At 40.9% G+C, this 20,707-nt stretch carries 17 protein-coding genes and 1 tRNA gene; 14 read left to right on the top strand and 4 right to left on the bottom strand.

Features of this window, described 5'->3' with window-relative positions:
• Nucleotides 1-21: 21 nt before the first annotated feature.
• Together A5870_RS11500 and A5870_RS11495 are read left to right on the top strand one after the other, a co-directional pair.
• The gene (locus tag A5870_RS11500; RefSeq protein WP_086292922.1) at nucleotides 22-588 is read left to right on the top strand and encodes a TetR/AcrR family transcriptional regulator; all 567 of its coding nucleotides are present in this window, start codon (nucleotides 22-24) and stop codon (nucleotides 586-588) included.
• Between the two features lie 84 nt (nucleotides 589-672).
• Nucleotides 673-760: transfer RNA gene (locus tag A5870_RS11495), tRNA-Ser, on the top strand.
• 201 nt (nucleotides 761-961) lie between these two features.
• On the opposite strand, the gene A5870_RS11490 is transcribed toward A5870_RS11495, so the two are convergent.
• Nucleotides 962-1,621, bottom strand: coding sequence for an Ltp family lipoprotein (locus A5870_RS11490; protein WP_086292920.1), 660 nt, complete (start codon nucleotides 1,619-1,621; stop codon nucleotides 962-964).
• 229 nt (nucleotides 1,622-1,850) lie between these two features.
• Here A5870_RS11490 and A5870_RS11485 point away from each other — a divergent pair, with 229 nt between their 5' ends.
• A complete protein-coding gene (locus A5870_RS11485; protein ID WP_086292918.1) occupies nucleotides 1,851-2,039 on the top strand; it encodes a hypothetical protein in 189 nt (62 codons plus the stop codon).
• A gap of 59 nt (nucleotides 2,040-2,098) precedes the next feature.
• Here the strand turns inward: A5870_RS11485 and A5870_RS17360 are convergent, their stop codons facing one another.
• Complete coding sequence (locus A5870_RS17360) at nucleotides 2,099-2,248, bottom strand: hypothetical protein (RefSeq protein WP_005229155.1); 150 nt, start codon at nucleotides 2,246-2,248, stop codon at nucleotides 2,099-2,101.
• 535 nt (nucleotides 2,249-2,783) lie between these two features.
• Here A5870_RS17360 and asnB point away from each other — a divergent pair.
• A complete protein-coding gene (gene asnB / locus A5870_RS11480; RefSeq protein WP_086293426.1) occupies nucleotides 2,784-4,679 on the top strand; it encodes an asparagine synthase (glutamine-hydrolyzing) in 1,896 nt (631 codons plus the stop codon).
• A 53-nt stretch (nucleotides 4,680-4,732) separates the two neighbouring features.
• On the opposite strand, the gene A5870_RS11475 is transcribed toward asnB, so the two are convergent.
• Nucleotides 4,733-5,536 carry a Cof-type HAD-IIB family hydrolase gene (locus A5870_RS11475; RefSeq protein ID WP_005229159.1) on the bottom strand — a complete coding sequence of 268 codons (804 nt, stop codon included), beginning with the start codon at nucleotides 5,534-5,536 and terminating at the stop codon, nucleotides 4,733-4,735.
• Nucleotides 5,537-5,797: 261 nt separating this feature from the next.
• On the opposite strand from A5870_RS11475, the gene A5870_RS11470 reads away from it, so the two are divergent.
• A complete protein-coding gene (locus A5870_RS11470; RefSeq protein WP_077454199.1) occupies nucleotides 5,798-7,237 on the top strand; it encodes an NCS2 family permease in 1,440 nt (479 codons plus the stop codon).
• Between the two features lie 100 nt (nucleotides 7,238-7,337).
• Nucleotides 7,338-8,543 carry a multidrug efflux MFS transporter gene (locus A5870_RS11465; RefSeq protein WP_005231893.1) on the top strand — a complete coding sequence of 402 codons (1,206 nt, stop codon included), beginning with the start codon at nucleotides 7,338-7,340 and terminating at the stop codon, nucleotides 8,541-8,543.
• A 47-nt stretch (nucleotides 8,544-8,590) separates the two neighbouring features.
• Here the strand turns inward: A5870_RS11465 and A5870_RS11460 are convergent, their stop codons facing one another.
• Nucleotides 8,591-8,773, bottom strand: coding sequence for a YjzD family protein (locus tag A5870_RS11460; protein ID WP_081119394.1), 183 nt, complete (start codon nucleotides 8,771-8,773; stop codon nucleotides 8,591-8,593).
• A gap of 147 nt (nucleotides 8,774-8,920) precedes the next feature.
• Between A5870_RS11460 and dnaE the strand changes: the two genes are divergently transcribed.
• From dnaE to A5870_RS11420, 8 genes are all read left to right on the top strand, one after another.
• On the top strand, nucleotides 8,921-12,232 hold the full coding sequence (dnaE, locus tag A5870_RS11455) for a DNA polymerase III subunit alpha (RefSeq protein WP_086292916.1): 3,312 nt from the start codon (nucleotides 8,921-8,923) through the stop codon (nucleotides 12,230-12,232).
• Between the two features lie 161 nt (nucleotides 12,233-12,393).
• On the top strand, nucleotides 12,394-13,356 hold the full coding sequence (gene pfkA, locus A5870_RS11450; protein WP_005229169.1) for a 6-phosphofructokinase: 963 nt from the start codon (nucleotides 12,394-12,396) through the stop codon (nucleotides 13,354-13,356).
• Nucleotides 13,357-13,439: 83 nt separating this feature from the next.
• The gene (pyk, locus tag A5870_RS11445; protein ID WP_005229179.1) at nucleotides 13,440-15,224 is read left to right on the top strand and encodes a pyruvate kinase; all 1,785 of its coding nucleotides are present in this window, start codon (nucleotides 13,440-13,442) and stop codon (nucleotides 15,222-15,224) included.
• 195 nt (nucleotides 15,225-15,419) lie between these two features.
• Nucleotides 15,420-15,980: a YceD family protein gene (locus A5870_RS11440; RefSeq protein WP_086292914.1), complete on the top strand. Its 561-nt coding sequence runs from the start codon at nucleotides 15,420-15,422 to the stop codon at nucleotides 15,978-15,980.
• 56 nt (nucleotides 15,981-16,036) lie between these two features.
• Nucleotides 16,037-16,216 carry a 50S ribosomal protein L32 gene (gene rpmF / locus A5870_RS11435; RefSeq protein ID WP_005229191.1) on the top strand — a complete coding sequence of 60 codons (180 nt, stop codon included), beginning with the start codon at nucleotides 16,037-16,039 and terminating at the stop codon, nucleotides 16,214-16,216.
• Between the two features lie 183 nt (nucleotides 16,217-16,399).
• Nucleotides 16,400-17,821 (top strand): NADP-dependent phosphogluconate dehydrogenase, encoded by a 1,422-nt coding sequence (gndA, locus tag A5870_RS11430; protein ID WP_005229192.1) that lies wholly within the window; start codon nucleotides 16,400-16,402, stop codon nucleotides 17,819-17,821.
• A 139-nt stretch (nucleotides 17,822-17,960) separates the two neighbouring features.
• Nucleotides 17,961-18,647 carry a response regulator transcription factor gene (locus tag A5870_RS11425; protein WP_005229193.1) on the top strand — a complete coding sequence of 229 codons (687 nt, stop codon included), beginning with the start codon at nucleotides 17,961-17,963 and terminating at the stop codon, nucleotides 18,645-18,647.
• Between the two features lie 14 nt (nucleotides 18,648-18,661).
• On the top strand, nucleotides 18,662-20,167 hold the full coding sequence (locus A5870_RS11420; RefSeq protein ID WP_034872519.1) for a HAMP domain-containing sensor histidine kinase: 1,506 nt from the start codon (nucleotides 18,662-18,664) through the stop codon (nucleotides 20,165-20,167).
• Nucleotides 20,168-20,707: the final 540 nt, after the last annotated feature.

The raw sequence follows: 20,707 nt of genomic DNA, 5'->3' as shown, positions 1-20,707 counted from the left end.
TAAAAAAAGGGGGATTTATTGATGCGAAGGAAGGTCTATACAAGAGAACACATTTTGAAGGCCGCTTATGAACTGATCAATAGAGAAGGTTTTAGCAACTTTACGGCACGGAATATCGCTAAGCACATGGGAATTTCTACTCAACCAATTTATCTTGAGTTCGAAAATATGCAGGACTTAAAAAATACTTTGGTAGAGGCTGTTTTCAAAGATTTATCGGAAAATGTTTTTCCAGTTGTTCGAACAGGAGACAAACTCGTTGATTTAGGCCTGAATTATATACGCTTCGCGCAAGAGCAGCACAATCTCTACATCGCCCTTTTTATCGATGATTATGGCGGTGGGAAATTGATGCATGATTTTTCATCCACCTATTTCAAATCCTTGATCAAATCAGAAGAAAAATATGCAGATCTATCCGAAGATGCGATAAATGCACTACATAATGGCGCATGGATCGTTGTGACTGGTTTGGCTTCCTTAATGTCGGCGGGTATTATCACACCCACCGATGACCAAATCATCAAAATCATCAACGAGACGATCGAAGGCGTAATCGAAAAGAAAGAAAACTATATTTTCGATTAAAGAATAAAAAATCTGTATCCATTTCTATTTTGGATGCAGATTTTTCTTGACATTTTTTGTGAAACTAGCGAAAATAACTGTTATGGAGAGTTGGCAGAGTGGTAATGCAGCGGACTCGAAATCCGCCGACCCGGTTCATCCCGGCGCGCAGGTTCAAATCCTGTACTCTCCTTATACCAACGCTTTAGAGCGTTTAGCCTATCTTTCGAGATAGGCTTTTTTGTTTGTTATGGGCAGAGAAGATAATTGACTGCCGAGCTTGATCGATAACCATCTGAAAAAACCTCAGTTTTCACTCAATCGGGAAATCAACAGAAATACACTAATTCGCTGAACCCCTTTTTGCTTGTGGTCCGGCAACAAACGAAAAGAATCAATCGGGCAAACGTGTTAAGGCGTATTCAATTTGTTCAGAAGTAAAGCCTTCATAGGAAAGTTGGTTCGCCACACGCTCATCTGATAAGGATAAATTTTGCGAGTAGCGAAGCGCTTTTTTCAATGCTTGCTCATTCCAATCGGCATTCACGGTGGCTACGGAAAAGTCTGCGGCGCTCTCAGAAAAGTCTTCATAGAGTAGTTGGCGTTTCACGCTCGACTGAGAAAACGCATTGCTGGATAAGTATCTTTCTGCACGATTCAGTGCATTTCTTTCTTCACGAGAAAGTTGAGGTGTATGTTGCTCGTTGTTTGCAGGTTCTTCTTGTTGCGCGCTACTTGATTCGTTATTGCCAGCTGTTTGTTCTCCTTGTGGTTGTTCCATGGAAGCAGCGGCATCGACAAAGGATTCATTTTTTCTTGCTTCGTTACGTAAAGAAAGGCTTATTTGCGCAGTGATGCTATCGAAAGACGTCACCTCATGGTAGATGGACAATCCACCGTAAGAAAACAAGGTGAAAAAAGCCGAAGCGACAATGATCAAAACATTTCGATCTCGTTTTGCATTTTGTTTTACAAGACCAATATAGAATAAGATAATGCCAAAAATGAAACAGAACTCGCCAAGCAAAAACGAGATGGCAAAAAGCGTAGCCATAAATATCACTCCTAAGATAAATAGTTCCTAAAAACTAATCATACTATGGAGGTGGTCTGAAGTCAGATTTGTCTTTTCATAAGTAGAGGAAAAGCATGATTTGACAACTGTAACGTGTATGCTATTAATGGATCATTCATATGTATTAAAGAAGTGACGCTCAAGAATTACTGTTGAAATCGCTGGTAAACGAAATGAAAGTATAGTTGTATCAGTAAGAGGCAAGAAGATGAATTTTGAAGAAAAAGATTTCTTTATGCGTTACACAAAAGTTGCGGCACAGGGATTGAGCAAATTTATTACGCAAGGATCTGTTGATGAAATCTTACTGCTGGATGAACAGCAAAGCGGTCAAAAGCAAGAAACGGATACTAAAAAAGACAAAAGCGAGCCAAAAAACAAGAAAGCACCTAGCTAATTTTTTCCTTAGCGAGGTGCTTTCAGTACGAATCGGTATCCTTCATTTGGATGAACTCCTTATGCAGTTTTTTTCAATTCTTGTACAGCTTGCTCGATCGTAATTCCAGTCGCAAAATGATTCGCATCTTTTTTATCGAAAACGATAAATAAATTCAATTTGGTATCCAGAGTTACACGATATTGTAGATCTGTGTTATAGAATGTCATAGTCATTCTCCTTTCTTAAAACTTGTCATTGAAAGGCAACGGTTAGTTGATAACGAAATTCCATAGTTAGAATAACACTTTTTTTCACAATAGTCCAATAAAACTATCAAACGAACAAATCTGACTGATTATTTTCAGGAAATCAATGCTGAGAATGGAAGCAAAAGAAGTTTGCTGGAGTCAGTAAATTCGGGAAAAGTATCTTCTGTCTCTTATACACATCTATGGAAGCAAAAGAAGTTTGCTGGAGTCAGTAAATTCGGGAAAAGTATCTTTGTATATTTTCAGAAAAATAGAATTCATAAAAAATTTCTTAAGAATTTTGAGGATAGCTATTTTCTTAGATAACAAATTTGTAAGATTGAGAGTATGAGATGATTGGAAACCTTGATATCATAAGGTTTATCTTCAAATTGTGTTTTGTGCAAAAATATATTGATTGTATTTTTTTGAAAAAGAGATCGTATCTCTTGAATTCTATGGTATGATTTACTTTAGAAAAATGAAAATGGATTATGAAAACGGATGTGAAAATATGTGCGGAATTGTCGGCTTTGTCAATTCAAAAGATCAAAAAGAAATCATTATTGAACGCATGATGGACCGAATCGTTCATCGCGGACCAAACAGTTCAGGGAAATTTACCGACGACCGAGTGGCATTAGGGTTTCGTCGTTTATCGATCATCGACTTAGAAGGTGGCTCACAACCAATTTTTAATGAGGATCAAACAAAAGTAATCATTTTTAATGGTGAAATTTACAACTTTCAAGTATTGCGGGAGGAATTGATCCAAGCAGGTCATGTCTTTTCTACCCATGCGGATACCGAAGTAGTCTTACATGGCTATGAAGAGTGGGGCATTGATGTGTTGCAGCGCCTGCGGGGAATGTTTGCGTTTGCCATCTGGGATACTCAAAAACAAGAGCTTTTCGGCGCGCGGGATCACTTTGGCATCAAACCGTATTACTATGCGCAAATGAATGGCAGTTTTATGTTTGGTTCTGAAATTAAGAGCTTTTTGCCTCATCCAGATTTCAAGAAAGAGTTGAACCAAGAGGCGTTGAAACCTTATTTGACCTTCCAATACTCGCCTTTGAACGGAGAAACCTTCTTTAAAGGCGTTCATCGTTTGCAAGAAGGGCATTATTATTTGTTTAATGAACAAGGATTGACGATCAAGCAGTATTGGGATGCAGATTTTTCAGTGAAAGAAAATCATTCAAGAGAAGAATGGGTCGACAAAATCGATCAAGCAGTCCAAGAATCGATTGCCGCTCATCAAATCAGTGATGTTGAAGTCGGCTCATTTTTATCCAGTGGTGTCGATTCAAGTTATGTGGCCTCGGTCTTGCGCCCAGATCACTCATTTTCAATTGGGTTTGATGACAAAACCTACAACGAAGCGATCGAAGCCCGCAAATTGACGGAAAAACTCGGTTTGAACAACACAGCAGCGGTCATCGATGGTGAAATGTCCTTTGAGGCATTTCCGCTGATTCAGTATCACTTGGACGAACCGGATTCTAACCCAAGCTGTGTCCCTTTGTACTTTTTAGCCAACCTAGCAGCACAGCAAGTGCGGGTCGTTCAATCTGGGGAAGGGGCAGATGAATTATTTGCTGGTTATGCTGCCTATGGCTTCCACACAAACTCTAAAGCGGTTCGCGTTTTTGCCCAAGGCTTGAAAAAACTGCCGCAAAACATCCGCTTTCGTTTAGGGCGTCAAATCGGCAAAATGAAAAACTTCCATGGTCGAATTCATCTTTATGAAGCAACGGCACCTGCCCAAGACTTCTTTATCGGGCAAGCCCTGGTCTTTGAAGAAGAGGAAGCACTACAGCTTTTAAAACCAACGTATCAAAAAGGACCATCTGTTGCTGAAATCGTTGCGCCTCATTATGAGAAAGTCAATGGTCTCAAAGACGAGGTCAATAAGATGCAATATTTGGATCTTCATCAGTGGATGCCGAAGGATATCTTGTTAAAAGCAGACAAAATGTCCATGGCGAGTTCCTTGGAATTACGGGTTCCTTTATTGGATATCGAGATGCAAAAGTTGGCGCAAACAATCCCGACGAAATATTTGATCAATCAAAACAACACGAAAGATGTGTTCCGACAAGCGTCAAACCGTCATTTGCCAAAAGAATGGGCAAACCGTGAAAAACTAGGCTTTCCTGTACCTATCAAGGCATGGCTGAAAGAAGGAACCGGGTATGAAGCAGTCAAAGCACTTTTTGAGTCAGACTTTGCGGCAACCTTCTTCGATCAAACAGCGATTTTGCAAATGCTAGAAGACCATCGCCAAGGAAAACCGAATCTTCAACGAAAAATCTGGACGATCTTTACGTTCTTGACCTGGTACAAAGTGTTCTTTATTGATGAATCGATTCCCGAAGCCAAAGAAATCGTTTATGAAACACTTTGATTTGAATATGGAAGTAAAAAAAAGCTGATGCGGATATCCCGCATCGGCTTTTTTTATAGACCTAAATATTTTTCCAAGTAATCGACCATGCCATCTTCCGCATTGGTTTTGTCGGTAACATCATTGGCGATTGATTTTAATTGCTGCGTGCCATTCGCCATGGCAACGCCCCAACCCGCATAATCCAGCATCTCCAAATCGTTGTGTTCATCACCAAAAGCGATAATATCTTGCCGATCTAAAGACAAAGAATCCGCGATCACCGAAAGACCAAGTGCTTTATGGACTCCTTTTGGTACGATCTCTAAGATGGCTTGAGGCCCGCCCCATGTTCGAACATCGACTGCATCGTCAAATTGATCCTTGATACGTAAAGAAACAGATTCTGCTAATTCATTTTCGGTTTTCACCAGTAATGAAGTGGGATCCGTTTTTAAATTTGCTAATAGATTTTTTTCGGAAGCATTGCCCGAAAAGAAAAAGTGTTGATCAAATCCACTTAGGTCATCAATGAAAAAGGTTTCGCGATTTTCTGCTGCCACAAACGTCAGCCCCAGCTGCTCTTTTTGTGCCATGAGTTCAAACGCAATTTCTCGAGAGATCGAGTGCTCCATTTCATTTGCCCATACTTGTCGAGGTTTATGGACCAACCCACCGTTAAAATTGACCATTGGTGTTGTGAGCGCCAATTCTTTATAGAATTGATCGCTCATCCGAAAAGGTCTTCCGGTAGCGATGGTAACAAAGTGTCCCGCTTTGGTGGCGCGAACCAGTACCTCACGTGTGCGAGGGGAAAGTTGGGATTCAGTATTTAAGGTTGTGCCATCTAAATCAATGGCGATGATTTTTGGTTTCAAAAGACTCGCTCCATTCTCTTATACTAGTGGCTTAAGTGTAACATATTTCTGTCATTTCACAATACAAGTAAGTTTTCGATAAGTTTTCATAATAGTTACAAAGCAAAACACGAACATTAAACGTTTTGGGTTCGTTTTATTCGGAAAAAGGTTTGAAAAGCGAAAGTTATTCCCTTATAATTTGTAATTGTTCGATGAAAAGCGCAATTATTCATTTTTTCTTTTCATAGAAACGATTAAAGTTCAGGAGTGAAACATAACATGGAAAAGTTTTTCAAATTAAAGGAGAATAAAACGACGGTTTCAACAGAAGTGATGGCCGGGGTCACCACCTTCTTCGCGATGAGTTATATTTTGTTTGTGAATCCGACGATTTTATCTGCTGCAGGCATGCCGTTTCAAGCTGTTTTCTTAGCAACGATCATCGCTTCAGTGATTGGTACCCTGATCATGGGCTTATTTGCAAATGTGCCTTATGCGCAAGCGCCTGGAATGGGACTTAATGCATTCTTCACCTTTACCGTTGTTTTTGGTTTGGGCTATACGTGGCAGCAAGCATTAGCGATGGTTTTCATCTGCGGCTTGATTAACATTTTTATCACAGTCACTCGTATCAGAAAAATGATCATCCATGCGATTCCAGAAAGCATGCAGCATGCAATCGGCGGCGGGATCGGGATCTTTGTGGCTTATGTAGGGATCAAAAATGCCAACTTGCTAAACTTCAGTGCAGACACTGCCGCAGTGACTGGTTCAGTTGTCGACGGTGAGACGATCGTGAGTGCCAATTTTAATGGGGGGATCGTCCCAGCTTTGGCGAATTTCAATAATGCACCTGTTTTGTTAGCAGTGATTGGTTTAGTATTGACTACTTTATTAGTGGTGAAAAATGTTCGTGGGGCAATTATTTTTGGTATTTTAGGAACGACGATCATCGGTATTTTGATGGGTGTGGTGGATTTAAGTGCCATTGATTGGCACGGGAATTCGTTAGGAAGCTCGATCAGCGAACTAGGCATCACCTTTGGCGCTGCGTTTGGCTCTGAAGGAATGGGCTCATTATTCAGTGATTCTGCCAAAATCCCTCAAGTAATCATGACGATTTTGGCGTTTAGTTTATCAGATGTCTTTGATACGATCGGTACCTTTATCGGGACTGGACGTCGTACAGGGATCTTTTCGAAAAAAGATGAAGAAGCGGTTGAAAATAGTAACGGGTTGAATACGAAGATGGATAAGGCTCTTTTTGCAGATGCCGTAGCCACTTCTGTAGGGGCCATCGTAGGGACCTCAAATACAACGACTTATGTGGAATCAGCAGCTGGCATCGGTGCTGGTGGACGCACGGGCTTGACTTCCGTTGTGGTGGCAGCACTCTTTGCGATCAGCAGTATCTTTTCTCCACTGATCTCAATCGTTCCCGCACAAGCGACAGCACCGGCGTTGATCTTAGTTGGGGTAATGATGATGGCTTCTTTTGCAGACATCAAGTGGACTGATCTAGAAGAAGCAGTTCCCGCTTTCTTCGCGTCTATTTTTATGGGCTTGTCTTACAGTATTTCCAACGGGATCGCTGTTGGCTTCATTTTCTATGCCTTAGTGAAAGTAGTGAAAGGAAAAGCCAACGAAGTGTCTCCGATCATCTGGGTCGTCAATGCGTTGTTTATCCTAAACTTTGTCATTTTGGCTTTGATCAGTTAAGTTTAATGAAGAAAATCTTTCTGTATTTTAAATGCAGAAAGATTTTTTATTTGATTATTACTCACGATACGGTATAGTATTTGTGAAAGAAGGTTTGTAAATGAAGATTGATTGGAAACGAAATCTACTGATTTCATGGGTAGGTTGTTTTTTTACGGGTGCCAGTTTTAGTCTTGTCATGCCATTCATTCCCTTATATATAGAAGAGTTAGGCGCTCCAGAGAGTCAAATTGAGTTGTTTTCTGGATTAGCAATCTCAGTAACGGCGTTTGCGGCGGCTATCATTGCTCCAGTATGGGGAAATCTAGCAGATCAAAAAGGTCGTCGTTTAATGATGATTCGCGCGGCTGCGGGGATGACAGTGACGATGGGTTCTTTGGCTTTTGTACCGAATGTCTATTGGTTATTGATCATGCGTTTCTTTACCGGAATTTTATCGGGGTATATTCCAAATGCGACTGCGTTGATCGCTTCGCAGGCGCCTCGAGAAAAAAGCGGTTGGGCGCTTGGGACATTGGCTACAGGAGCCATCGCAGGGAATTTGATTGGTCCTTCCATGGGTGGGGCGTTGGCGCAATGGTTCGGCATGAAAAATGTTTTTATCATTACTGGTGTTGTGTTGCTAATTACGCTCTTGCTCACGATTTTTCTCGTTCAAGAAGATTTTGAGCCGGTTGAAAAGGGCGATCTGCTGTCCATCAAAGAAATTTTTGGTCAAATCAAAAATATGCAGTTGCTTGTTGGCTTGTTTATTACGTCACTGATTTTACAGCTAGGTGTAACCAGTATCAGCCCAATCCTTACATTGTATATTCGTGATCTAAGCGGGAACAGTGGCAATATTTTGTTTGTCAGCGGATTGATCGTCTCTGTTGCTGGTGTTTCGGCAATCATCTCTTCGCCATTTTTAGGCAAAATCGGTGATCGTTACGGCAATCACAAGGTATTGTTAGGCGGTTTATTGCTGTCATTTTTCTGTTTCATTCCGATGGGCTTTGTCTCCACACCGTTTCAGTTGGGCGTGCTGCGCTTCTTGCTTGGTTTTTCGACAGGTGCGTTGATGCCGTCGATCAACACACTGATCAGCAAGATTACCCCGATGGAAGGGGTCAGCCGTATCTACAGCTACAACCAAATGTTCTCTAACTTTGGACAAGTGTTAGGTCCGATGGTCGGCTCAACGGTGGCAGCTGGTTTTGGTTATCCCGCTGTCTTTTGGGTAACTAGTGGGTTTGTACTGATCAATATTTTTATATCAGGATTTAATTTCCGTAAAAGCTTACGTAAAACGGACATCAGTGAATAGTTGAAAAGAAAAAAAAACCAGTTACAATAAAGGTAACTGGTTTTTTTTTAATGGTTTGTCTTTTCAGGCGCTGGTGCGATAATACCAACAAGAATGATCACCACACCTGTGACCAAAGAGATGATTGAAGTTAATTGAAAATCATAAGTTGCTCCAGCAAGTGAGCTGCCTAGATAGCCAACGACTTGACCTAATACAAAAGTCCAAAATAAAGTGACTAGGTAACGCATGACGACACCTCTTTTCTGCGTATCTTCCATTTCGACTTTAGTTTATCACAAAAATATTTATTGTAAAGATTTTCACTTTTTCATTTTGTTTTTCAAATCTATTTACTAGCAGAAAGAAAGAGAATTTTCATTTTTGGAGGGATTTCAATGTATTCACAGCTCACCACCTTAAGCGCCTATTCGTTGCTGCAAAGTACGATCAAAATTCCTCACTATATAGAGCAAGCCAAAAAGATGGGCTATCAGACGTTGGGTCTGACCGATCATAATGTTCTCTATGGCGCAGTCGAGTTTTATCAGGAATGCCTTGCGCAGGGCATTAAACCGATTTTTGGCGCTATATTTGACTGTACCTTCGGGGAAGGTTCAATGTCCTTTCCATTGTACGTATTTGCAAAAAACCTCAAGGGCTATCAAACCTTGATGCGTTTATCAAGTGAAAAAATGATCACCGAGCAGTTGAATTTAGCTGCTTGTGATTCTTTGCAGGACCTCTTTGGGTTGCTACCTGAAGGCGAGGGGTTTCTGTCTTCTCAACACGATAATTTAGAAGCTAATCAAAAAGTACTGCAAGCAATCAGCCATAAATTTGATTCTGAGAGCTTGTTTTTAGGCATTACTAGCAAGGGGCTAGATCCAGAAACGATCGCTTGGTTTAACGAGCAAAACATTGCACCATGTGCGTATCAACCCATTGCGGCTTTAGCACAAGAAGAAGCCTTTGCAGTCAAAGTGATGACCCATATCAAAGATGGTTCGCAAATTGAAGACTTTCGTCAGGCAAAAGAGCAAGCGACTACGCAGTTTTTTTTACAACCGGCAGACCAATTGACTGCGGCATTTGGCGAAGCGTCGCAGGCATTGATGAATAATCAGCGGATTGCAGCTGAATGCGCCGTCGAGCTGCCACTGCATCAGCGGCTATTGCCTCATTACCCGCTACCAGCAGAAGAAAGCGCTGCGGACTATTTGCGGAAAATTTGTTTTGAACGTCTGCCTCAACGTGTTGCCCACGTTACATCGGCGTACGAACAGCGTTTGGATTATGAGTTGTCTGTCATCCATAAGATGGGCTTTGATGACTATTTCTTGATTATTTGGGACGTCATGGACTTTGCCCACAAACAAGAAATTGTTACCGGCGCTGGACGGGGATCTGCTGCCGGAGCACTGGTGGCGTATGTTTTATCGATCACCGACGTGGATCCAATCAAATACGATCTTTTGTTTGAACGATTCTTGAATCCAGAACGTTACACGATGCCTGATATCGATTTAGACATTCCTGACAATCGCAGAGACGAGATTTTACAGTATGTGCGCCAAAAATACGGGCAAGAATATATGGCACAGATCGCCACGTTTGGCACCATGGCGGCCAAAATGGTTCTGCGAGATGTTTCTCGTGTCTTTGGTCTTTCGCAAAGTGAAGCCAATCGCTGGTCAAAAGCCATCCCCAATGCCTTGAAAATGACCTTAGATCTTGCTTATGAACAATCCAATCAGCTGCGAGAATTGGTGTCGTTTAATGAGCGCAACCAAGTAATGTTTCAAGTCGCCAAAATTTTAGAAGGCTTACCACGTCACGTATCGACCCATGCCGCCGGTGTGGTGATCAGTGACAAGAATCTGCTTGATCTGGTTCCCTTACAAGAAGGCAGCGATGGGATCTGGCTGACCCAATTTACCATGAATGACGTAGAAGCCATCGGCCTATTGAAGATGGATTTTTTAGGCTTGAGAAACTTGTCGATCATTGATAATACCTTGAAAGGTATCAAACGAATCAGCCAACAAATCGTAACCCAAAAAGAGATTCCTCTTGATGATCCAGCAACATTGCGTTTGTTTCAAAAAGGCGAAACCGCAGGGATCTTCCAATTTGAATCAGCGGGAATACGCAATGTGCTGCGTAAGTTAGGACCAGAAAGTATCGAGGATATTGCCGCAGTCAATGCCTTGTATCGTCCAGGACCGATGCAAAATATCGATACCTTTATTAAGCGGAAAAAAGGACAAGAGCGGGTCTCTTATCCGGATGACAGCTTGATTCCAATCTTGCAAAACACCTACGGAATCATTGTTTACCAAGAACAGATCATGCAAGTAGCTTCCAAAATGGCTGGTTTCAGCTTAGGACAAGCAGATATTTTGCGGCGAGCAATCAGTAAAAAGAAAAAAGACGTCTTGGATGAGGAACGTCGTCATTTTGTGCAAGGTGCCTTGGCCAATCATTATGACGAAAAGACCGCTAATTTGGTCTATGACTATATTGAACGCTTCGCCAACTATGGTTTTAATCGATCCCATGCGTTTGCCTATTCCTTTATCGGCTTTCAAATGGCGTACCTGAAAGTGCACTATCCAGCACCATTTTTTGCTTCTATCCTGCATTCGGTACGCAACACTGCCAGCAAAATGAAAGAATACTTAAATGAAGCCGCACGTTACGGCGTAGAAGTGCTGCCACCATCGATCAATACCAGTGGGTTTAGTTTTCAACTGCAAAACGAGAAACAAATCCGTTTTGGGTTCAGCAGTATCAAAGGGATTCGGCGCGACATGATCCAAGACATTTTGGCAGAACGAAAAGAGCATGGCAATTTCACGTCTATGGATCAATTTTTGCTTCGCTTGAATCAGCGGAACAGCAAATGGTTAAAATTGGATTATTTATTGCCGCTTTTGAGCATTGGCGTATTCGATGTGATTGCCCCCAATCGAAAACAAGCACTGATCCAGCTAGAAGGAAAGATCCAAAATATTACTTATAGTGGCGGCAGTTTGGATCTCTTAGAAACTATGGCATTAAAAGAAGAAGCCGTTGCCGATTACAAACTGGAAGAAAAACTGGCTTTGGAAGAAGAATACTTAGGTGTTTATTTGTCTGGTCATCCCGTGGAACAGTTTCAAAAATTGCACCAATTAAAACAAATCACGGATATTGCTGATCTGGTTCCAAACGAACGAGTGCGTATTCTTTTGTATGTCCGCAAGATTCGGGAGATTCGTACAAAAAAAGGCGAACAAATGGCGTTTGTCGAAGGAACGGATGCCAGCAAGGAAGTTTCAGTAACGATTTTTCCCATCGTTTATCGACAAGTGCGTTCCTTGATCGAAGAAAATGCTGTTCTCTATATTGAAGGAAAGGTCGAGGTAAGTCGTTACAATGGTGAAATCCAACTCATTGCTGATAAAATAGACTTAGCTGAAAATGTTCAAAATAAAATTGCGCCACAAACTTGCTACTTAAAGATTTCTGCTGCAGCTGAAACGTCGCACCTGCAAGCATTGTCGAAGGAAATGAAGCAGCATCACGGAAATATTCCAGTGGTGATGTTCTATGAAAGCAGTGGCAAAAAAGTGTTATTAGCAGAAGAAAACTGGGTGACGGATGAGCCGAACTTTGTCAAACAACTGATCGCATTATTAGGAAATGGAAATGTAATTTTCAAGTAATTTTCCGAAAACGGTAATTCAACTTACACTTTTTTCAACTTTTTCCCACTATTTCAAGACATTTTCATGGAATAATGGTAGAATATGTCTCGTGGTTATTACTTGAAAACTAGCAAACAGGGGCTTCCCTAAACAAAATCTTTTGATGAGGTGAAAGAATAATGAAACGCATTGGAATTCTAACCAGTGGCGGCGATGCACCAGGAATGAACGCAGCGATTCGCGCAGTTGTCAGAAAGGGTATTTTTGACGGACTTGAAGTATACGGAATCAACTATGGCTATGCCGGACTAGTCGCAGGTGACATTCGTCGCTTAGATGTTGCTGATGTTGGTGACAAAATTCAACGTGGTGGAACATTCTTATATTCAGCACGTTATCCAGAATTTGCGACACAAGAAGGACAATTAAAAGGAATCGAACAATTAAAGAAATTTGGCATCGAAGGGCTAGTCGTGATTGGTGGAGATGGATCTTACCATGGTGCGATGGCACTTACTCGTCACGGTTTCCCAGCGATTGGGATTCCAGGAACGATCGATAATGACATTCCAGGAACAGATTTCACGATTGGTTTTGATACAGCGATCAATACTGTCTTGGAATCGATTGACCGGATCCGTGATACAGCGACATCACATGTCCGCACATTCGTGATCGAAGTAATGGGTCGTGGTGCTGGCGATATCGCTTTATGGTCAGGTGTGGCCGGTGGTGCGGATGAAATCATCATCCCAGAACATGATTTTGACATGCAAGTTGTTGCTGATCGTATCCGTGAAGGACGCGACCGCGGGAAAAAACATTGCTTGATCGTTTTAGCCGAAGGTGTGATGGGCGGAAATGATTTTGCTGACAAACTTTCTGAATACGGCGATTTCCATACCCGTGTATCCATTCTAGGACATGTTGTCCGTGGTGGTTCACCAAGCGCTCGTGACCGTGTGTTAGCAAGTAAATTTGGTTCATATGCCGTTGAATTATTGCAACAAGGCAAAGGCGGTCTATGTATCGGTATCGAAAACAATGAAATGATTGCTTCTGATATCATCGATACCCTTGAAAACAATCGTCACAAACCAGATCTTAGCTTGTATAACTTGAACAAAGAAATCTCATTCTAAAGAGATTTTTAAAGCAACGCAACAGTAATTTTGTAAAAAAAGCTTATTAGCTATTTTAAATAAATGAATAGGAGCGTTTAGTAATGAAAAAAACAAAGATCGTAAGTACATTAGGACCAGCAAGTAACAGTGTGGAAATTATTTCTCAACTGATTGAAGCCGGTGCGAATGTCTTCCGCTTTAACTTCTCTCATGGAGATCATGAAGAACAATTAGCGCGTATGACAATGGTTCGTGAAGCCGTAAAGAAAACTGGTAAAGATGTCGGTATCCTTTTAGATACAAAAGGTGCTGAAATCCGTACAACTGTACAAAATACGACAGAAGCAGACTTTGGTCGTGCTGGATACATCCAATTCAACGTTGGCGATGAAACACGTATTTCAATGGATCCAGAACACAAAGGAACAAAAGAAAAAATTGCTGTAACTTATCCTGGTTTATTTGAAGATGTTCATGTGGGCGGACACATCTTGTTTGATGATGGCTTGATCGACATGGAAATCAAAGAAAAAGACGAAGCAACCCGTGAATTAGTGGTTGTCGTTAAAAATGCTGGAATGTTAGGATCACGTAAAGGGGTCAATGCTCCTGGCGTATCAATCAGCTTACCTGGTATTACTGAAAAAGATGCAGAAGATATCCGTTTTGGTCTTGATAACGATATCGACTTCATTGCCGCTTCATTTGTACGTAAAGCGCAAGACGTTTTAGAAATTCGTGAAATTTTAGAAGAAAAAGACATGACTCATGTGCAAATCTTCTCTAAAATCGAATCACAAGAAGGTATCGATAATATCGATGAAATCATCAAAGTTTCTGATGGTATCATGGTTGCCCGTGGTGACATGGGTGTTGAGATCCCTGCTGAAGAAGTACCAATGGTTCAAAAGAGCATCATCAAAAAATGTAACGCTGCTGGTAAATCAGTTATCACAGCAACACAAATGTTAGAATCAATGCAACAAAACCCACGTCCAACTCGTGCAGAAGCTTCTGACGTTGCCAATGCTGTCTTTGACGGTACTGATGCAACAATGCTTTCTGGTGAGTCAGCAAACGGTGACTACCCTGTTGAAGCAGTAGCAACAATGGCACGTATCGACGTGGAAGCAGAAAAAGCTTTATCAGAAAACAGCACTTTCCAAATCAACCAATTTGATAAAACAGATGTAACGGAAACAATCGGTTTATCTGTTGCGCGTGCAGCGAAAAACTTAGGGGTTAAAACAATCGTTGCTGCCACTGAATCTGGCTACACTGCGAAAATGATCTCTAAATATCGTCCAGATGCTGACATTTTAGCTGTTACATTTGACGAACGCACAAAACGCGGCTTGATGCTTAACTGGGGTGTGTACCCAACCGTTGCTGAAAAACCATCAACAACTGATGAAATGTTTGAATTAGCAGCAAAACAAGCAGTTGATTTAGGCTTTGCTAAAGAAGGCGATCTAATCTTGATCACAGCCGGTGTTCCTGTTGGTGAACGCGGAACAACCAACGTAATGAAGATCCAATTGATCGGATCAAAATTGCTTGAAGCGCAAGGAATTGGTGAAAAATCAGTTGTTGCCAATGCCGTGATCGCTCACAGTGCCGAAGAAGCAATTGCGAAAGCAAAAGATGGCATGATTTTAGTTGTACCAACAACAGATAAAGAATATATGCCAGCAATCGAAAAAGCAGCAGCTTTAGTTGTTGAAGATGGCGGCTTGACTTCTCATGCAGCAGTTGTCGGAATCGCGAAAGATCTACCAGTGATCGTTGGTGCCAAAGATGCAACAACAACCATCAAAGATGGCGAATTGGTTACTCTTGATTCTCGTCGCGGTATCGTTTATCGTGGAGAAACAACAGCGATCTAATGATTTTTAACGATTGATCAAGCAACAGGCAAGTGCACGTTGTGCGCTTCCTGTTGTTTTTTTGAGAGTGTCGAAATCCCTTGAGAAAAGGCATTAAAATGACACGATCAAAAATGAAAAAGGTGTCAAGAAAATTTCATTGACAAAGCCTCAGAAGCCCTGTATAATTGCTTTTGTTGCTTAGGGGTGATAAAAATGAAATGGTCTTTATTGGAATTAAAAAAATACCAAGAGACACCGCTGATGTTTGAAGAAACACTTGACCTAAAAAGTCAACTGATAAAACGCGATGGACAGATCATTGATTTGTCTCCTGTAAAAGTAAAAGGGCTGATGAGTGTTGATAAGCAAGGGTACTTGCTGCACTATCAAGTGGAAACGACGATGACATTGCCATCTACTCGTTCTTTGACACCTGTAGCGATTCCTTTTGATTTTTCAGTGGATGAACAATTCATGACACCAGAGCAATTTCAGCGTCGCGATGAAACGATCGTCGAAGAAGAAGTTTTGATCATTGAAGGTCAAACCATCAGCTTAGATGAATCAGTCGCTGATAACCTATTACTTGCGATTCCTTTGCAAGTCCTGACAGAAGAAGAAAAACAAGGTTCAGCAATGCCATCTGGCAAGGATTGGGCTGTTTTGTCAGAAGAAGACTTTGCAAATCAAAAAGAAGCGCAAGCTCAACAAGTTGATCCTCGTCTTGCAAAATTATCCGAATTATTCAATGAATCAGATGACGATAACGCGTAGGATTGGAATAAATTGCAGCCTCAAGGTTGCGTTCATTAACAAGGAGGTGTAGCAAAATGGCAGTACCAGCTAGAAAAACTTCGAAAGCGAAGAAAGCAAAACGTCGTACACATTACAAATTGACAATCAACGGTTTGAACGAATGTGCAAACTGTGGTGAAATGAAAAAAAGCCACCATGTCTGCTCTAACTGTGGTCATTACGATGGCAAAGACGTAGCAACAAAAGAAGCATAATTCCTTTTTTTCAGAAAGAGGATTCTAAAACCTTAGGCTAACCATGGAGCCTGAGGTTTTTTTGTTTTTTTGGAAAAGATGGAACTTTTCAGAAATATTTTTGTCCATCGAAAGAGAATAGTTCAAAAGCAGGTACATTTGCGCTATAATGAAAAAGATAATTGAATCTTAGGAGGATGAAAGATGACAAAACAACAAATCGGCGTTGTCGGTATGGCTGTTATGGGCAAAAACTTAGCGTTGAACATCGAAAGCCGCGGTTATTCAGTTGCCTTATTTAACCGTACTGGTTCAAAGACAGAAGAAGTAGTAAAAGAACATCCAGATAAAAATTTTAAAGCAACTTATACGATAGAAGAATTTGTCCAATCAATTGAAAAACCACGTCGTATTTTATTAATGGTAAAAGCAGGATTTGCGACGGATGCTACGATCCAAGAACTATTGCCTCATCTAGACAAAGGCGATATTTTGATTGATGGCGGAAATACCTTCTTTAAAGATACCGTTCGTCGTAACGAAGAGTTGGCAAACTCAGGAATCAACTTTATCGGTACGGGTGTTTCTGGTGGGGAAGAAGGCGCCTTGAAAGGTCCTTCAATCATGCCTGGTGGACAAAAAGAAGCATATGAATTGGTTGCACCGATCTTGGAACAAATTTCAGCAAAAGCTGAAGATGGTACACCTTGTGTAACTTATATTGGGCCAAATGGTGCAGGCCATTACGTAAAAATGGTTCATAATGGGATCGAGTATGGCGACATGCAGCTGATTGCGGAGTCTTATGACTTGATGCAAAACATTTTAGGTTTATCTGTTGATGAAATGGCTGATATCTTTGCCGAATGGAACAAAGGTGAATTGGATAGCTACCTAATTGAGATCACAGCGGATATCTTGACACGTAAAGATGATCAAGGAACAGGCAAACCGATCGTTGATGTCATCTTAGATGCTGCAGGCAATAAAGGAACTGGGAAATGGACGAGCCAAAGTGCCTTAGACCTAGGTGTACCATTGCCATTGATCACTGAATCTGTTTTTGCTCGCTATATCTCAGCTTACAAAGAAGAACGGGTCAATGCCAGCAAAGTATTACCGAAACCAGAAGCGGTTGCTTTTGAAGGAAATAAAGAAGAATTTATCAATAAGATCCGTGAAGCCTTATACTTCAGTAAAATCATGAGCTATGCACAAGGTTTCGCGCAATTACGTACAGCATCAAAAGAGTACGATTGGGATCTTCCTTTTGGTGAGATTGCCAAAATTTGGCGTGCAGGCTGTATCATCCGTGCGCAATTTTTACAAAAAATCACGGATGCTTATGACAAGAACGCTGACATCGAAAACTTATTATTAGATGATTACTTCAAAGACATCACGAAACGCTATCAATCTTCTGTACGTGAAGTAGTTGCGCTAGCTGTCCAAGCGGGTGTCCCTGTGCCGACGTTCTCCTCTGCGATCGCGTACTTTGATTCGTATCGTTCTGATCGTTTGCCAGCGAACTTGATCCAAGCACAACGGGATTACTTCGGCGCGCATACGTATGAACGGACAGATAAAGAGGGAATTTTCCATTATTCATGGTATGACGAAGCGTAAGCTTTAAGAGAATCCAAAAGAGAAAGGCCGAAAGTGAGAACTTTCGGTCAATCTCTTTTTTATTTTTTAGATACATGATAAAATAAGACAGATAATGTCTATTTTAAAGACAGAATAATCAATAAAGGGGCTATCAATAATGAGTAATATTCTAATCATTGAAGATGAAAAGAACTTAGCTCGATTTGTGGAATTAGAATTAAAGCATGAAGGGTATAATACCGAAGTTCATTACAACGGACGGACGGGACTGGATGCCGCGCTGAATAATGAATGGGATGCAATCTTATTGGATCTAATGCTTCCAGAGCTAAATGGGTTAGAAGTTTGCCGACGTGTGCGTCAATCGAAGAACACCCCGATCATCATGATGACCGCGAGAGATTCTGTGATTGATCGAGTATCAGGTTTGGATCATGGTGCTGATGATTATATTGTGAAGCCTTTTGCAATTGAAGAATTGCTGGCACGCTTACGTGCGTTGCTTCGCCGTATCGATATCGAAGGGGACAAAAACGTCGCAAAACAAACTACGATCACTTACCGCGATCTAACGATTGAAAAAGAAAACCGTGTCGTTCGACGTGGAACAGATGTCATTGAACTAACGAAACGCGAATATGAGCTATTGTTGACTTTAATGGAAAACGTCAATGTCGTTTTAGCCAGAGATGTTTTATTAAACAAAGTCTGGGGCTATGAGACAGAAGTGGAAACCAACGTTGTCGATGTTTACATCCGCTACTTACGGAATAAAATTGATGTACCAGGGGAGGAAAGCTATATCCAAACCGTTCGTGGTACAGGTTATGTGATGCGGTCGTGAACCTTAAAAAAAGAATGAAAAAATTAAAAGAACTGAAGGGGCCTTCTTTAACTGTAAAGTGGGCCTTCGCAAGTTCTTTCTTTATATTCGTCGTATTTACGATCTTTGCTGTGATCACCTATAAAACATCGGTGAATTTGATCGTCGCTAAAGAAGAAAACAATGTGGAGCGAACGATGTCAGAGGTCGCTTCTCGTTTAGCCAATTCGGATCAAGAACTAACATTGGTTCGAACATATCGTAATTTAACCAAAAATGATGCGGGGACGACGAGCATTTATGATCGCACTTCAACGATCGATGGCAACTTAATGAAAATCGATTCCTTTATTTCGGAATTAGGCCAAGCGCCGTTGAGCTTGTTTGTTTATAATTTGAATGAGGATCTTGTGTTTAAAACACATGAAAATGATTTAGCACTGATCGACACGCAGCGCAAAGCGCCAACCATCGTAACGCTGGATGGTATCACAGGCTTTCTCTCGATCCAACCCATCTATTCAAAAGGCACCAGAGAGCGGATTGGCTATGCACAAACATTTTATGAATTGACTTCTTTTTACGAAATACGCAGCAAACTGCTGCTGACTTTGATTATCTTAGAAGTTGTCTCTCTGATTCTCAGCAGTGTGCTTGGGTTCTTTTTATCAGCGTATTTCCTTCAGCCGTTAAAGGTCTTGCGAGATACGATGGAAACCGTTCGGAAAAACCCACAGTCAACGGTGCATATGCCAGAATTAAATACGAACGATGAACTGTCTGATTTAGCAGATATCTTTAACGAAATGCTGGATCGCATGCGCCTATACATTGAACAGCAAGAGCGATTCGTCGAAGACGTTTCTCATGAGTTGCGAACGCCTGTGGCGATCATTGAAGGACATATGAATCTGTTGCAGCGTTGGGGAAAAGACGATCCAGAGATTTTGGATGAGTCTCTGGCAGCCAGTATGCAAGAGATCAGTCGGATGAAGACGCTAGTACAGGAAATGTTGGATCTCTCAAGAGCGGAACAAGTGGATGTTCATTATGCAAATGAAACAACCAATGCAAAAGAAGTTGTCTATCAAGTCTTCAATAACTTTAAAATACTGTATCCGGATTTTGTTTTTACATTGGATGATGACTTATACCATGAGTTGAAGCTGAAAATCTATCGCAATCATTTTGAACAGATCATTATTATTGTCTTGGATAACGCAGTGAAATATTCCACTGATCGAAAAGAAGTTCATCTATCCATTTCGTTGGATCGGCAATCCTTTGAAATTGCCATTCAAGACTTTGGTGAGGGAATCTCCAAAGAAGACCTCGACAAGATCTTTAATCGTTTCTATCGGGTAGATAAAGCCCGTGCAAGAACCAAAGGTGGCAATGGTTTGGGATTATCTATAGCAAAACAACTATTAGAAAGCTATAAAGGAAAAATCACGGCGGAGAGTGTCATTGGCCAAGGAACAATCTTTCGGATTTATATACCGATCCTTCAAACGGAAGATCGGACGAAAAGAGAACGTTGAGCAAAAAGCTTAAGTTCTCTTTTTTTTCATTCTTAAATGATAGATTTAGTGGCGAAACACTGCTTATAAACGAACGTTCGAAACGTTTGGTAATGAATAATTCGCTTATAAAAATAGTTGTCAAAAAGCCTATTTTTTTAGTTGATTTTTCCTTTAAGAATTGCTATATTATTACTTGTCCTTGTTAAGATATTTGTAACAATCACTGATTGATCTATTTTTAAAATAGTTGTTGACGAAACAATTTACAAGTGTTATTATAACAAAGTCGAAAAAATATCATCTCTGAAAAACCTGATAAATCAAAAAAAACTTTTCAAAAAAGTGTTTGACATATAACGTTTGAGATGGTAAGATAAAAAAGTCGCTGAGGTTAAGAAAGAAGTTAAATAACAACTTCTTGAAAAAACTTTTAAAAAAGAGTTGACAATCAAACGTCGCTCTGATATGATATAAAAGTTGCTAACACAGCACGGTAGACCTTTGAAAACTGAACAAAGCAAGCAAACGAACCAATGTGTAGGACGTTTCAATTTATTG

Source organism: Enterococcus sp. 2G9_DIV0600, assembly GCF_002140615.1.
GTDB lineage: Bacteria > Bacillota > Bacilli > Lactobacillales > Enterococcaceae > Enterococcus_D > Enterococcus_D innesii.
Note: the sequence above shows the minus strand (reverse complement) of the source record. Positions and strands in the feature narration are given on the sequence as shown.

Excerpts from the sequence above, each read along its gene's own strand:
- A5870_RS11425 (WP_005229193.1), top strand. The coding sequence starts at position 17,961 with ATGAGTAATATTCTAATCATTGAAGATGAAAAGAACTTAGCTCGATTT.
- A5870_RS11490 (WP_086292920.1), bottom strand. The coding sequence starts at position 1,621 with ATGGCTACGCTTTTTGCCATCTCGTTTTTGCTTGGCGAGTTCTGTTTC.
- A5870_RS11465 (WP_005231893.1), top strand. The coding sequence starts at position 7,338 with ATGAAGATTGATTGGAAACGAAATCTACTGATTTCATGGGTAGGTTGT.
- A5870_RS17360 (WP_005229155.1), bottom strand. The coding sequence starts at position 2,248 with ATGACATTCTATAACACAGATCTACAATATCGTGTAACTCTGGATACC.
- A5870_RS11460 (WP_081119394.1), bottom strand. The coding sequence starts at position 8,773 with ATGCGTTACCTAGTCACTTTATTTTGGACTTTTGTATTAGGTCAAGTC.
- rpmF (WP_005229191.1), top strand. The coding sequence starts at position 16,037 with ATGGCAGTACCAGCTAGAAAAACTTCGAAAGCGAAGAAAGCAAAACGT.
- pyk (WP_005229179.1), top strand. The coding sequence starts at position 13,440 with ATGAAAAAAACAAAGATCGTAAGTACATTAGGACCAGCAAGTAACAGT.
- dnaE (WP_086292916.1), top strand. The coding sequence starts at position 8,921 with ATGTATTCACAGCTCACCACCTTAAGCGCCTATTCGTTGCTGCAAAGT.
- A5870_RS11420 (WP_034872519.1), top strand. The coding sequence starts at position 18,662 with ATGAAAAAATTAAAAGAACTGAAGGGGCCTTCTTTAACTGTAAAGTGG.
- A5870_RS11500 (WP_086292922.1), top strand. The coding sequence starts at position 22 with ATGCGAAGGAAGGTCTATACAAGAGAACACATTTTGAAGGCCGCTTAT.
- A5870_RS11470 (WP_077454199.1), top strand. The coding sequence starts at position 5,798 with ATGGAAAAGTTTTTCAAATTAAAGGAGAATAAAACGACGGTTTCAACA.
- gndA (WP_005229192.1), top strand. The coding sequence starts at position 16,400 with ATGACAAAACAACAAATCGGCGTTGTCGGTATGGCTGTTATGGGCAAA.
- A5870_RS11440 (WP_086292914.1), top strand. The coding sequence starts at position 15,420 with ATGAAATGGTCTTTATTGGAATTAAAAAAATACCAAGAGACACCGCTG.
- pfkA (WP_005229169.1), top strand. The coding sequence starts at position 12,394 with ATGAAACGCATTGGAATTCTAACCAGTGGCGGCGATGCACCAGGAATG.
- A5870_RS11485 (WP_086292918.1), top strand. The coding sequence starts at position 1,851 with ATGAATTTTGAAGAAAAAGATTTCTTTATGCGTTACACAAAAGTTGCG.
- asnB (WP_086293426.1), top strand. The coding sequence starts at position 2,784 with ATGTGCGGAATTGTCGGCTTTGTCAATTCAAAAGATCAAAAAGAAATC.